This is a genomic window from Rhodococcus sp. PD04 (genome assembly GCF_035918275.1).
Taxonomy (GTDB): domain Bacteria; phylum Actinomycetota; class Actinomycetes; order Mycobacteriales; family Mycobacteriaceae; genus Rhodococcus; species Rhodococcus rhodochrous.
This window is the reverse complement of record NZ_CP142145.1, coordinates 98772-112708: the sequence shown is the minus strand read 5'-3', so window position 1 is coordinate 112708 and position 13937 is coordinate 98772. Positions and strand designations below refer to the sequence as shown.

Annotated in this window: 11 protein-coding genes; 2 read left to right on the top strand and 9 right to left on the bottom strand. The window is 67.6% G+C overall.

The window, feature by feature from the left end; genetic code table 11:
* Positions 1-126: 126 nt before the first annotated feature.
* From U9J23_RS27145 to U9J23_RS27120, 6 genes are all read right to left on the bottom strand, one after another.
* Complete coding sequence (locus U9J23_RS27145; protein WP_169690343.1) at positions 127-852, bottom strand: hypothetical protein; 726 nt, start codon at positions 850-852, stop codon at positions 127-129.
* On the bottom strand, positions 845-1219 hold the full coding sequence (locus U9J23_RS27140) for a hypothetical protein (protein WP_169690342.1): 375 nt from the start codon (positions 1217-1219) through the stop codon (positions 845-847). The genes U9J23_RS27145 and U9J23_RS27140 overlap by 8 nt, the downstream gene beginning before the upstream one ends.
* Before the next feature lie 1235 nt (positions 1220-2454).
* The gene (locus U9J23_RS27135; protein ID WP_326603616.1) at positions 2455-2973 is read right to left on the bottom strand and encodes a hypothetical protein; all 519 of its coding nucleotides are present in this window, start codon (positions 2971-2973) and stop codon (positions 2455-2457) included.
* A complete protein-coding gene (locus U9J23_RS27130) occupies positions 2973-4127 on the bottom strand; it encodes a ParA family protein (protein WP_138846040.1) in 1155 nt (384 codons plus the stop codon). The genes U9J23_RS27135 and U9J23_RS27130 overlap by 1 nt, the downstream gene beginning before the upstream one ends.
* Before the next feature lie 2198 nt (positions 4128-6325).
* Positions 6326-6559 carry a hypothetical protein gene (locus tag U9J23_RS27125; protein ID WP_326603613.1) on the bottom strand — a complete coding sequence of 78 codons (234 nt, stop codon included), beginning with the start codon at positions 6557-6559 and terminating at the stop codon, positions 6326-6328.
* A gap of 409 nt (positions 6560-6968) precedes the next feature.
* On the bottom strand, positions 6969-7556 hold the full coding sequence (locus U9J23_RS27120; RefSeq protein WP_283480967.1) for a hypothetical protein: 588 nt from the start codon (positions 7554-7556) through the stop codon (positions 6969-6971).
* 1647 nt (positions 7557-9203) lie between these two features.
* Here U9J23_RS27120 and U9J23_RS27115 point away from each other — a divergent pair.
* On the top strand, positions 9204-10349 hold the full coding sequence (locus U9J23_RS27115; RefSeq protein ID WP_326603610.1) for a hypothetical protein: 1146 nt from the start codon (positions 9204-9206) through the stop codon (positions 10347-10349).
* A 58-nt stretch (positions 10350-10407) separates the two neighbouring features.
* Positions 10408-11004, top strand: coding sequence for a restriction endonuclease (locus U9J23_RS27110; protein WP_228045355.1), 597 nt, complete (start codon positions 10408-10410; stop codon positions 11002-11004).
* A gap of 159 nt (positions 11005-11163) precedes the next feature.
* Here the strand turns inward: U9J23_RS27110 and U9J23_RS27105 are convergent, their stop codons facing one another.
* The 3 genes from U9J23_RS27105 to U9J23_RS27095 all read right to left on the bottom strand — a co-directional run bounded on the left by U9J23_RS27105 (position 11164) and on the right by U9J23_RS27095 (position 13699).
* Positions 11164-11727 carry a helicase associated domain-containing protein gene (locus U9J23_RS27105; RefSeq protein ID WP_326603607.1) on the bottom strand — a complete coding sequence of 188 codons (564 nt, stop codon included), beginning with the start codon at positions 11725-11727 and terminating at the stop codon, positions 11164-11166.
* 101 nt (positions 11728-11828) lie between these two features.
* Entirely contained in the window at positions 11829-12320 is a 492-nt protein-coding gene (locus tag U9J23_RS27100) for a hypothetical protein (RefSeq protein WP_228045353.1), read from the bottom strand.
* 284 nt (positions 12321-12604) lie between these two features.
* Entirely contained in the window at positions 12605-13699 is a 1095-nt protein-coding gene (locus U9J23_RS27095; RefSeq protein ID WP_326603604.1) for a hypothetical protein, read from the bottom strand.
* Positions 13700-13937: the final 238 nt, after the last annotated feature.

Here is a 13937-nt window from a genome sequence, read left to right as displayed (position 1 = left end):
GGCGGTGGTGGGCTGCGCTGACCGGACGCTCGGGAGTTGTTGGGAGCCACCGGCCGTGGATATAGCTCGGCGGGCCCACCAGTGGCGGGCCCGCCGTTCATGCAACGGTGCAGCGGACAGAGCCGGTCAACCGAGCCGGGTGCTGTTGAGATGCCCGAACCGATTGTCTCCGAACCGGGACAACAGTGAGCGCTGCAGTGGGGCACGCAGCGGCTCGTCGATCACGGACCACGACCGCGAGGTGAGGCCTTTGAATGCCGTTTCCGCGCCGGGCATCACAGCAAGGTGATCGAGCATCTCCTCCGGGGGCCGCAGGAGGTCGCCGGTCATCGAACTGGCGGGAATTAAAGGGCAGCCGGTGATTTCCTCCCAGTACTCCGAGGCGTACTGGTACATCCGGTTCTTCTCCAGGTCCGCGGGCGTCTGGTCGCACAGTCGCAGGCCGAGGAGTTCGGATCCGATCACCATCCGGAGCAACGGTGAGTCGACTTGGTGCACAAGGCTGTACAGACCAGAGGAGAAGTACTTCGGCTGACGAAACCCGCGAGTGGGCATCCAGCCGCGGATGAGGACCCAGTACCCATCGAGGGCGAGCTTTCCTTTGGCCTGCAGGTTGTCGAGGAGTCGCCCGACGTGACTGGTTCCGCCGAACACGTCGTTCCATTCGTTCGGGCGGTAGAGGACGCCGACGTGTTTGGTCTCGGGATGGGTGTTCGCGAGGGTGAGCAGTCCGATCTCTTCGAGGGTGAGTTCGTCGGCCAGGCACTGCTTCTCGAACGTCTTGGGGATCTGGACGAAGCCGGGGCCACTGGTGGTCCGGCGCGGTCTCCGCAGTTGACGGGGTTCAGGCACGACGCGCCTCCACTCGGAGCCACTGCCCGCCCAGGCGAGCGGACAGGTCATCGAGGTCGGTGTCGAGCCACCATCGCACGCAGGCCCGAACCACGGCGTATCTACTGCGCACTCCTCTTGCCGACGGATGTGCTGCGGCGATCGAGTCGAGCTTGCTGGCGACGTCGCCGTGCAGGGTGACGGTCGTGCGGACGGTGTCACCACGGGCGGGGGTGGCAAAGTAATTGGTCAGATTGGCTCCGTCATTCGTCGCGTGGAGGACCGCTTGAGTCACCAGGAAGCTCACCGGGCGGCCGGTCGTCTCGCGGAGACGGGCGAGCGTGGTCGCCGTTGCGCGGTCCCATCGCGCGGGCATCGTCTCGGTCATCGCGGTCCTCCTGGGTGGTTGGGCGTGGTGGTCGCGACATAGGACCATGTCGCTTCTCCACCGGCGCTGACCACGAGGAATTCGACGAACCTTCGGGCACGTGTCCCCCGCCGGCGGGTTTCTCTCCTGCGACCACGGAGGCGGACAGGCGTCTCCCGGGGAGACGGGGAGATTCGTAAGGCCGCGTCCTCTCGGCTCCACCAACGATGCGAATGCTCCGACTCTCACCCAGCGTAGAAACCGCCCCGGTGACTGTGCCGGGTGAGAATGAGACTCCTTCCCCACCTCCGATTGGACTGTGCGATGCGACGGATGCTGGCTCTGGCAGCTCTGACGGTGATGGCCGCGGCGTGCGGACCAGAGGTTTCGGTGTCCCCGGAGGAAACCGCCGATGCGCCGTCGGCTCCATCCACCGTCGCCACACCGAGCTGGGCATCCACCACCGCACCAGTAGCCTCCCCGCCCACCAGCAGCACGGCCACCCAGACTTCGACCATTCCCTCTCCTACGCCCGCAGCCGTTCCACATGAGAAGCCGCAGGTCAGGTTCGGGGGCACGATCGACGAACCTGCCGCCTTACCGATGCCACCGGCGGAGTTCATGGAAACGGTGGGAGCGCACGTACAAGTAGCTGGTGGCTGGCAAGGCGTTGTGGTGCCGACCAGCGTGCACTGCGAGACCGTTGGAGATCCGCCGCCTATAAGCGGGACGGGTTGGGGCTACTCCGCCAACGAAGATGGTGTCTTCGAGTCGCTCAACGTCGGTTTGCAGGCCGAGTATGAAGTGCCGAAACCGCGAAGCAATCGACCGCCCTACAGTCCATCCGTGCTCCTCGGGTGGGTAGATGAAACGGGGACTGGATGGAAGGCTCACGCCTCCTGGGCCATGGGGGCCGGGGGCCGAATGTGATCGTCAGTCCCGACCGTCGATCGATCCGTTTCAACGGGTATGCCTTGGCGACACCGTTGCTCGCAGGCTCGGGTGAGCTCGATCGCGTCACGTAAATTACCTTCGACGGCGCTGTGACCTGCGCAGATCCGATGCGTGACCTCAACTAGAGGAATCAACCGCTCCCGCCTTCAGCGCCCTATAGAGATAGGCCTCGCTCAATGCAGAGCTCGATGCAGAGATGGGTATGGGTGGTAGGGCACCACTCCCCACCCCGGACAGCGGTATCCCCGGGAGACACGTGGTCGTCCCGGGGATACGGCTCTCTCTCTATATATGTAGGGCGCTCAGGACTTTCGGCGGCGCCGTGCGTCGACCGGCAGCAGATCCTCAAGCCGATCGTTGGCCTTCGGGTCCTTGGCGATCGTCTCGAGACCGAGGCGCATCAACGCGATGACCATGGCGTTGTCCGACGGACGGCGGCCAAGGCGACGCTTGCGCTCACGACGGTCGCGGTCGCCGTACCAGTCGTCGCAGCCGTCCTGGAACTCGTCCTCGATCGACTGGTCCCACTCGACGTACTTGCGACGGACCTCGCTGTTAGTGGATTCGACGACCCGCTTGCTGCGCGACGTGGTGCTCTTTTTCTTCGTCGGTTCCGGAGCGGCCTTCGGTTCCGGAGCTTCCTCGACCTCCGACGGCGCGGGTGCGGGAGTCTCGGCCACCGGCGTCGTCTCCGGGACGGCAGTGAGCGAGGGCTCGACAGCTGCAGGTGCCGTTGCTGCCGGTGCCGTTGCGCTAACGAACGCCGGAGGCAGAGTGCCGCCGCCGAAGCGATCGGGTCGACCTGACGTCATCTTCGCCATTACTGAACTCCTTCTGCGACGGCCACGGCAACCGCCGCACCTTCATCTCCACCGGCGTCTGCGGCCGGCACATGGTCGTCTTCGTCGGGTTCGACGGTGAACTTGAGCGGGCTCTCGAACAGGACCTCACGCATCACCTGAGGAAGCTGTTCGTTCTGGAGCTTCTCGATGGTGTCCTCGTACCGCTCCGGGGCGAGCAGCGCGAGAAGGTTGAGTGCGTGCCGCATGTAAGCGGACACCAGGCGCAACTGCGAGTCGGTATTGATCTTCGGCTCCCCCGCTGCAGTGAACATCGAGGGCAGAGCGTCGGCGACGGACTCGCCACGACCGTTGGCAGCAGCGACGAACGCGGCTTCGTTGATAGCCGGCGCCCACACCCCGGATGCGAACGCGTCCCGCGGATCGTCGGCGTCGAAGCCGGAGTCAGGCCAGGTCCCATTCACGAACTGGACCGTGCCTTCGACTCCGATGCGGTGCTCGGTGGTGCGGTTGACCTTGGTGACCACGACGCCTGCCACTGCGAGCGGATGACGCCAGGCCTCCGCGAAGTGCTGGACCGCTCGGACGCCGTCAGCGAACCCGACCGTGCCGAGCAGTTCCGGGTGGGCCGGGAAGATGGCCCATCCGGAGGCGAGAATCGCGAGTTCCGTGGTCGACCCCACCGAGGGTGGGCAGTCGATCAACACGACGTCGTAGTCCGAGGACAGTCCGGACTCGTGCAACCCCTTCCACAATCGCAAGTGCGCGGCTGCGGGCTTCTCGTCCGCGATCTCCTGCAGCGCTGCGCCCGGTGAGGGCACAACATGAACCGAGCCTCCGGGTACGAGCGCTCCCCCGAGCTTCCAGGGCCGGGTTGTGTCGGGCTGCCACGGTTCGGTAGCCAGGTGCGCAGCGCGAGCGACGATGCTGGGCTCGGTCGGGTACTTGATCAGGTCGGCGATCGAGACGGGGTCCTCGACAGTCGGCCCGGTGCCGGTAAGGACCGTCATGCTGCGGTTGGTATCGGCGTCGACGATCAGGACCTTCACACCGACGTTCGCGAGGAACTTCGCGTACTGGGCGGTGGTGGTGGTCTTGGCGACTCCACCCTTCTGAGAGGTCATCGAGCAGGACTTGTCGAGTGCGGCGTTCAGTTCCGCAGGGGTCAGGCTCATCGGACCCCTCCCCCGCTGTGTCGACGCGAGGGGGCGACGAGATTCGTAGGCTGCACGGCAGCTCCTCGTGTTCTGGTGGTTGATGTGGTGCGAGAACCGTAGGTGGCGGGTTCTCCACGCGATCCGCGTGTGTCACAGGGTCCGGTGGTAGCGCGTGACTCCCGTGACTGGAGAGGTTCGCGTGGTTGAAGGGTAACGCGTGGACAGCGTGTCTCGTGTGTCTCCCCGGTTTCTAGTGATGCGCGTGTTTAGAGTGTCTCCCCCATTTCTCTGGTTCCATGCTGGTCACGGGTATCACGCATACCACTGGTGTCGGGTATGCCACGTGTATCTCGTGTCTCGCGTGTCGCCCTCGCCTCCCGGGTTTCGCGGGTGACAAGGGTGCCGTGGATAACCCGTGTGGCATGGGTCAGTCGGGTACTGCGGGGGTCACGTGTGACCCACGATTCGTGGGTGGCACGCCCTCTCCGGGTAACGCGGGTGTCTCGTGTTACCCCCTCTTCCCGTCAGGTTCGGGTATCGCGTGTGAGGTGTGTTCGTTGGGTGACCGGTTTGGCACGTGTTGGCCGGGTATTCCGCTATACCAGTGGGTTCCGGGTATCTCGTATTCGAGGGGTATAGCGGGTGACCGGCGATTCGTGTGTGTGTTGGGATGCACCGGTATCGCGTGTGGCGTGGGTGTCCCACTGTTTCCAGGCTCCGCGTGATTCGTGGGTGTCGCGTTGGTCGTGCGTTTCGCGTGTTGTCCCGGTTGAGTGTGTCTCCAGTTGTTCCCGTTTTACCGGTTGACGTGGGGTTTCGTGTGACTCTCGTGTTTCACGCAGTACCCCTATTGCCCGGGTATTGCACGGAACGCGTGCATCGGGGGAATCGCGTGTCACATGGGGTTCGCGGGTACTTGGGGTTTCGCGGGTGTCTTGTGTTGGTGGGGTCTCGCGGGGGTCATGGGAGTGGGGGAGTTATGTGACTCGCGGGAGTCGCGGGCTTCAGGGGTATCGCGGGAGTCGGGTGGGCCTAGGGAGTCGGGGTGTAGACGGGTATCGCGCGAGTCGGGTGGGGCGGGGGATCGGGGGTGCGGACGGGTATCGCGGGTCTCGCGCGTCTCCAGTGAGAGCCGGTGTTGTCGGGTATCGCGGGAGTCGAGTGGAGCTGGGGAGTCCGGGCGTGCGCGGGTGAAGCGGGTGTCACGGGTCTCGGGGGAGTCCGGGCAATGGCGGGGGGCGCGTGTTTCGCGGGATCCGGGTGGGGCGGGGGAGGGGAGTTGTAGGCGGGTATCGCGGGTGTCGCGCATTTCCAGTGCGGCCCGGCGTACTCGGGTTGAGCGGGTATCTCGTGTGTCGTGGGATACCGGGTTCTGGCGTGTGGCGTGTGTGTCTTGGGTGTCGGGTAGTTCGCGCGATTTGGGGAGTGCGCGGGTTTCGTGTGTATCCCGTGTTTCGCGTTTTGCGCGTGGCCCACGTGTGGCGCTCGGTTCTCGTGTTTCGGGCGTATCCCTGCATTCGTGCCGGTCTCGTACCCATTGGGTGTCGCGTGTTTCGTGTATTACCCGGGTATTGCGTGTATCGCGTGTCTGGCGTGTTGCGTGTATCCCAGGGGTCACCCTGGTTTCGTGCGGCGCGGGGGTTTCCCCTGCGATGCACGGCTCATGGGAGTCGTGTGGAGCGGGGGAGTCGTGCGGCGCGGAGGAGTCGTGCGGCACGGGCGACGGGCGACTCGTCGGGCCCGAGGTCGGCGACCGGGGCGGCTCGGGTGGCGTCGAATCGTCTTGGCCGCGATTGGTCGGCTGGCAGGCTGCGCCGGATGGGGCCTGCGGATGCCTGCGCGGCCCGCTGGCGCCCGAAACGGCGTCGGACGGACCCGGGGGCCCGATTTGCGTCCTCGACGCGTCAGCGGCTCGCTGACGCGTTTCTGGGTCGATCGGAGATCTGGGGTCCCGAACGCGAACGGGAGACCCCCGTTTTGCCGCCTGAGAGCCACGCTCGCGGACGAAAAAGCCAATCTGGGGTTCCTGTGCCGGAAAGGGGGAGCGGAGCGCTCAGAGGGCGTGCCGCGTTTCGCGTCCTCCGGGCCGCCTGCGGGCCGAACAGCGGTCTCGGAGGCCACACGACCGAGCCGAGGAGACACCCCTCGCCGACCGGGGTCCGGCGAGAGCAGGTGAGCCTCGTCGAGCCCTCCGCTCAGGCGGGAGCGGGAAGCTCTCACGGGAACAGCCAGTACGCGACCGCCACGGTGGCGGCGAGGACTGCGGCGGAGCCCGTCAGCGGGCGCCAGAGGCAGCTTCGAGCGCCGAGGTTCGCGTACCGCGGCTGGTGCAGCGCGACACCCAGCGCGAGGAGACCGAGGAGCGCAAGCGCGCCGATCCCGAGAACTGTCGGAAGCGGTGCGGCCGCGAACGCGAAGGCGAGGTCGCTGGTGCCTGTTCGAGTGCTCATGGCCACGAGTGGACCGAGCCGGTTCACCGCCTGTTGCAGACCCGAGAGTCCGACGACGGGACATACCGTCGGCGATGCCCTGCGACCTGGCTGGACAGCGGTCTCCCGGGGAGACACAAGGCGGCGGGGGAGACACCCGCGTCGGGTCCGGAAACGCCTCGGGGCCGGCTCCTCGAAAAGGAGCCGGCCCCGTCGTCACGCTCGCGTCCATGCGACCACCAGAGGCACGTGGACGACAACCCCGCGACCGATGTCCACGCGGGCGGACAGCGGTCGGATTCCTCGATCGATCGGATTCCGCTACCACCACGGAGGGCGGCGTGACCGATCTCAGCGTACGGGGAACACGCGGTGACCACCGGCGAACCCGCCACCGGCCCGTCGGCGTGTCAACGCGCCCCCGGGCTGCTCACCGGTCGGTGTGCCGCCACAGCGGGCGGAACGCTGCAGCTGCTTCCGACACGATCCGCCATGCCTCAAGCGTGGGGACCGGACCGCTGCGAGCCGCGCGTACCAGCGCCAGGCGCCCGGCCTCGACCGCATCCTCGACCGTGCGACCGACGAGGTCGTCGATCTCGTAGTCCCGGCGGCCCGGCTCCGCCTCACACGCCGCTCGCTCCACTTCGCCGGCCTGGCGGGCACCGCACTCTGCAGCGACCTCGAGGGCCTGGAGCTCACGCAGCGGACGGTCGCCACCCCAGCGGTCCGCGAACTCGGACAGCGCATCGGGGGAGGAGTCCGCATCCACCCCGGTGGCGGCTCGCTGCCGCGCGTTCTTCCACCGCACGTTCGCAGCGGCCCGGTTGATCCCGCCGAGAGCCTCCTGGCACTGCCGCCACGGCACGTCCATCTCCCGAGCCCGCACCAACGCGGCACCGGTCACCGCGGTGGCCATCGCGAGCCGGCCACGCTCGTCGCTCTCGCGGGCATGAGCGCTACGCAACGCATCCAAGGCTGCAGCCTGCTCCCGCACCGAGTCTGTGACCACCGCGTTCACGGACAGCACCGCCTTCTCGACTCCCGAAACTATGTCTACGTCCACAATACATAGACACACCGCCCGGGTGCCCGAACCACACACCCCACCGCCCACGCCCGCACCGCGCGCCCAAAACCCAGCCACCTGTGGTGGGTGGGGTGGGCGCCTGCCGGTGGTGGCCGGGGTGTGTGGGTGTCCCGGGGCGAAGGGTCGTCGTCGTTGGGGGTGTTCGTCCTGGGGTGCCGGTGCCCGGCCCGGTCACCCGGAGGGTGGCCGGGCAACCCAGCCCGTCGGGCTGGGTTGAGGGCGCCGGTTCCCCAGGCTCCCGGCCGCCGGTAGGGGCCGGGGGTTGACCTGCGCGGTGTTGGTGGGTGGTTCGTTCCCGGGGGCGGTGCGCCTTCGGTGCCGCACGGGTCGGTGGGTGTCGTTCGGCGCGGTCGCTGCAACGCGCCGTTGGTGACGGGGTGGGGTTCCTGATTTCGGCGGCACATCCTCGTGTGCCGGGCTGGTGGGGTGACCGGGGGTGGCCTCCGGCCGGATCGTTGTGGGCTGTGGGTGGGGCGGGGGTCGGCTTCGGGGGTGGCTTGTGGGCCTGCGGTGTGGGTGGCGTGCGACGTGGATGGTTGGCCCGTGGCGGGGTTGGCCCTGTGCTGACCCGTGAGGTCACTTCGGGTCGACACAGCACCGGGCGGGTCGACGGAGTTCCAGGGGGTTTGGCGCGGTCGCTGCAACGCGCCGTTGGTGACGGGGCGGGGTTCCTGATTTCGGCGGCACATCCTCGTGTGCCGGGTCGGGAGGGGTGGCCTCGCGGTGGCCGGGTGGGTGTGTGGTTTAGCGGCGGGTTCGCTCCGCTCAGATCGTGGTTGGCCGGCGGTCCGAGCGTTCGACGCGTGCGACCCGCCCCTCGCGGGTTGCCCGTCGGGATGACTCGGCGTCCACCCCGGGGGGGCAGCCCGACGACCCGACTGTCACCCACACGGGGCGGCCCGAGGGAAGACCTACGCCACCGCCGCAACAACCCCAGTCGGGGACGGCGCCTCCGGTGAGGTGCGCACGTTCGGGCCGGAGGCCCACCCGGCAGGACGGCGATCACCGCAACCACCCAGAAGCCACCAACCGGGGTGAACACCCCGCGGCCGTGCCCGGCAGCGCCTCCGGCGCGAACCCGACAGTCACCACCCCTGCGCGGCCGCCGCAGCAGGTTGATCCGACAAGGGCAACCCGCGCTGCCCCGGGGGCAACACCCCTCGTCCAAGGCGACCACCACACACCCACGCGATGCGAGGGGGTCCTCACCCCTGGGCGGCCCGTGAACCACGCAGCGTTCCGAGCGAGCGAGGAACCAAGGGGTTCACACCAAGGCCGCCCAAAAGGGGTGACCCCCACGCACCGCGCGGGCACCGACACCCCAAGAGGGGGCAGCAGGGGCACCACCGGCGAGGCACGAGACCAGTGGAACCCGCGACACCCCCGGGTGGAGGTGAGTGGCGGTGGTCGGCGGGGGTGGGGTGGGGGCTTTTCGCAGGTGTTTCAGGTGGAGAAGGCGGGTGATGGGGTGTGCGCGGTAAGCCCCCGGGTGGGGGGCGCGTTGGTGGGGGCCTTGTGGCTGGTGTGGCTGCGGGGTCTGGGGCTGGCGCGTTGGACGTGATGTGAGGAGTGGTGTTGGTGCCGGAGTACGTGGAGAAGGCGTCTGATTTGGGGGCGGGGTACCGGGTTCCGATGACGCGGAAGCGGCGGGCGGCGGCGGCGCGGCGGGGGAATCAGGGGATGTCGTCGGGGACGGTGCGGCGGCACGGGTGGCGTCGGACGCCGGGGGATGAGCAGTTGTTGGAGTTCGCCGGTGCGTTCGGTGCGATCACGCTTCGGCACGCCGCCGAACACTTTTATGGCGGGGTGTGGGAGACGGCGCGCAAGCGGGTGCAGTACATGCGGGAGGCAGGGCTGTTGGAGCGGTCCGACAACCTTCGGTGGGCGGGGACGGTGTTGTATCCGACGGCGGCGGGGATGGCGGCCGCGGCGGCCCCGGGGTTCCCGGAGCTGCGGGCGTTGGTGCCGTCGGAGGAGCGGATGCTGCACCGGTTGTTGGTGGCGGAGGCGGCGCTGCGGATGCGTGCCCGTGGGGTGCCGGTGGTGTCCGAGCGGCAGATACGGGCGGTGGAACGCGCGAATGACAGTGGGCAGGCGGCGGAGGCGTTCGCACGGTTCGTGGGTGTGGCGGTGGCGGGGTCGTCGGCGGCGGATGAGTTCGGAATGGCGGTCTCGCCGACAATGGATGGGGCGGGGCGTGCGCGGTGGTTCGGGGTGCCGGTCGGGGTGGCGGGGGAGCTGCATTGGCCGGACTTCACGGCGATTGTCGGTGGGCGGATTGTGGCCGTGGAAATGGAGATCACGCACAAGGAGCGGTGGCGGATGCTGCAGGTGCTGCGGGGCTACAAGATGTCGATCGAGGCCGGTCATATCGCGCAGGTGCTGTGGGAGGTCACCCCGGATGTGCAGATGCAGTTGGAGGGTCGGCGCAGTGTCGGCGGGTGGGATGACGGGTTGCTCGCGGACCTTGGTTTCCTTGAGTCCGGACAGGCTCCGGACTGGTCTGTGAAGGGTCGGCCGATGGTGGTGCGGCCGGCGCAGGGCCGTGATGACGGGGTGCGGTACGCGCTGTCGCAGAAGACGCTGCCGCCGTCGCTGCGGTGCTCGTATCGGGTGTGGCGGCAGTGGCTGCAGGTGTGGGAGCGGGATGACTCTGCGTTGGAGTTCGAGGAGTGGTTGATGCGTCCGCGAACGCTGCAACGCCTGCAGAGTTTGGGCTCCTGATCTGACCTGAATGCGTGCTACGAGTGGCTACAGTGTCGGCAGATCCGGAGGTCGCGCCATGGATTCTCGGTCCCGATACATCACCACTCCAGAGGACGCCGAGCAGTTCGCGGCGTCACAGATGAGGGATATGGGCTTCCCGGATGCGAGGGTGACCGGGCGCGGCGCTGACGGGGGCGTCGACGTCGTTGCCCGCCGTGCAGTCGCTCAAGTGAAGTGGATGCACTCGAAGGTGGGGCGGCCGGATCTGCAACGCCTGTACGGGGCGCGGGGCGCAGAACATTCCAAGGACATGCTGTTCTTCGCGGAGCTGCTGTCCCCTTCGCCGTACACGCAGGACGCCGTCGAGTACGCAGACGAGCACGGGATCGGCTTGTTCGCCTATACCTCCGACGGCAATTTGTTCCCTCTCAACCAGCACGCGAAGGACTTCGCGGCGGGTATCGATCAGGTCCGCGCGGCTCGTGCCGCAAGGGCCGCGTTCATGGTTACGGTCCGCACGGTGGTGTGGTCGAGCCTGCTGGTTGTGTCGATCTGCGGGCTGTTCATTTCTGTCTTGACGGTCCCGTCCGCCGCCCCGGTGTGGCTTGGATTCCTTGCGCTGTCTGTGCTGGGGCTGGTGCTTGCCCGGGTCTATCAGCCAGGCGCCAAGTAGGGGAAGCGGCCCCTCCGAGCGTCGAGATGAGTGCGGCCCGGGCTCGCGTCGAGGAGAGGGAGACGCGAGCCCGGGCCGTGTTGGTCACCGCGGTGAGGGGAGGAGCGCGGTGACCGGCGGGGCACTGTTTCGAGGGGAGGAAAACAGTGCCGTTGTCTGTTACGCCAAGTTCTGCCTCGACGTGTCTCCATAATTGCCTACCGCTTCTCCACCTGTTTCAGCGGCGGTATTCCGGCCGGGTGCGGCGAACCCTCCGCGGCGGTCAGAGTGCTCCATGAACCCGAGCTTGGACAGTGCCTCCAGGCGGTCCGAGGCGGTGAGCTTCCCGGCTCGCAGTTCCTTGCGGCGCGACTGCACCCACATGCCGAGGGCGAAGCCATCCTCGGTGACGTGGCGGCGGGGGACATCGGCGTTGCCATGGGTGGCGACGTACGCCCGCAGATGGTTCAGTCCGTGATCCCACTGCTGCTGGTGCAGTGAGGTGGGGCCGCGTACACCGCGAGGGCTCGTGGTCTCGAAGCCGACGGCGTGGAGCTGAGCGATCCGTTCCGGACCCAGCGAGGTGTTGCCGGCGCGGATCGCGGCCCGCTTATGGGCAACCCAGCTACCCAGAGCGAACCCGCAGTCCGGGCACACCCAGGACCGGGGCACGTGCCCGTCACCGTGCTGTTCGACGTAGGTACGAAGGTGCGACAGACCCGTCTCGAACCGCTTCTCCCTCATGCCCGCAGAGGTTAGAAACCGCCTTCTCCAGTCCGGATCGGTCGAGGCTCCGCGGTGGCGGTTCCTAACCTCGGACTGGACACGACAGTCCAGGTCAAGCGTTATCGGCTCTCGCTGAGGTCGCCGAGTGCGACCTTCTTCGCGCTGCTCGCGATAGTCGACAGATCCCGTCGCATCGCCTCCAACGTCTGTGTGGATCGCTTGTGCAGACCGAGGTGGTCGTCGGAGTGCATCGTGCGGGCCTCGCCGTAGAGCGTCGTAATGTCGAGGACGAAACGATCCTCGAATCGGCTACGACGGCGGCGCCGACCACCGTCTCCAGGGGTGTTCGGGGCGTCGAAGTACTCGATGGTCGCAACCACGCGATCGGCGATCGGCTCGTCGTTCACCGATTCGCCGGCCGCTTCCTCGTGCAGGATGTACCACGTATTTTTCAGCATCGTGCCGGGCATCAGGTTTGGGATGGTCTGGTCGTAACGCTGTATTAAGAACGGCACGAGGCTCGGCTGGCCGGATCGCGTGCCGGTATCGGCAAGCGGCGGGTCGAAGGTCACCGTGACGTCGTAGGCGACGGTCTGGCCGTAGTTCCGCACCTCTAGATCCGCGCTTTGACTCGTGGGGTGGGGGTTGAGCGTCAGGGCAGCGCCGACCATCGGACGCGATCGAGCGTGACTGTCAGCGGCCTGCGCGCGTAGCGATCGCACACCGAGGAACGCGGCGACGGCAACCGATAACGACGTCGCTATCGCTCCGCCTACGGTCGCAGCGGCAGAAACAACAGGCGCTGATTCAGCGGTAATGCCAAGCACGGCGACGGTTCCCCTTCCATCGGAGAGGGCCGAGCGTACGGCCTTACCCCGACAGAGCCGGGACTACCTCAAGCTCGGGGCGGGGATCCTTCGACGACTTCGAGGAGGTCTTGAATGCGAGCAAGGAGTTCGTCGGTGCGGTCGTCGAGCTCTTCGAAGGCCGGCTCAAGGTCTGCCATCGCTTTCGCGGTGCCGCGGCGCGCGGCGAGACCTGCTTCGTAGCGTGCCGCGAGCTCCTCGCTGGACAACTCTGGGGGCTCGACAGGCTCGGTGCTGTCCTTCTCGTCTTCGCTGATGGTTTCGACGACGTCCTCGACGGCGTCGGCCCAGCCGTCGTCGAAGAACTTCACCTCCCGTTGTTCCCGAGTGCTGGTGGTGCCGCTCAGGTGCGCGGTGAGGATGCGGGTGATGGCGCGGCGGGACAGGCCGACGCGGCTCAGACTGGCGTGGCCCCATTTGTCGAACGAGGGCAGCAGCGGTCCGTTGTGCCGGATTGCTGGGAGCAGTTGGAGGCCGGTAACGGAGTCGTCGGTGACCGGGGTGGCGTTGGTGAGGGACTCGCCGAGCCACCGGTTGGAGGGGGTGCGGTCGGTGAAGGCCTGCAGTCTGGCCCACCGCAGGTACACGGCGACCTGTTCGGTGCGGGGTGATTCGTGGGGGTCGTGGGGGATGAAGATGCCGTGGCTGGGGATGCGGAGGGTGCGGCCGTCGAACGTGATGTCGCTGCGTTGGAGGCGTCCGACCTGGATGGGCGAGAGGCCCATGCGGCAGGTCAGGGTGAGCAGGAGGGCGTCGCGTCGGCCGAAGAGACCTCCGGGCCAACCTGAGGTGGGCAGCCGCCGAATCACGTCGGTGGCAGCGTCCCGCAGGTCCGGGCGGGGCCGGGTCCGGCGGGTCAAGCGTTCCCGCAGTGCCTGAGCGGTCCCTGGAGCGGGGTAGCCGCAACGGGTGTGGACGGTGTTGATCGCGGTCACGCGGCGGCGGTGAGTGCTCGTGGCGGCGGGGTGTTCGTCAAGGAACAGCGCGATCGTCAGCGGATCCGCCGGCAATGCGGACGCCTCGACGGCGGTGCACCAGTCCGCGAACAGCTGCCAGTCGTACCTGTACCGCGCGCCGATCGCGATGGCCGGCACGAGGTCGCCGAGGGGGTAGGAGCTCGTCATGGCGTCATGCTCGCATCGCCCTGGTCCGGCATGAGGATGGGTGCGTCGGTCACCTGGGAAGGCTAGCCAGGGTGAGCACCGGGTCGGCCCGCCTCCCGCGGAATGCCAGGGGACGGGCCGATGCGCAGGTCGTGCGGGGTGTCAGGACACTTTGAGCGGCCGACCGTGTCTGCGCTGGTCACCTCGCTACCTCATGGTGGCCGATCCGGACGGGACTCGGCGGGCCGAGATCGGGCAG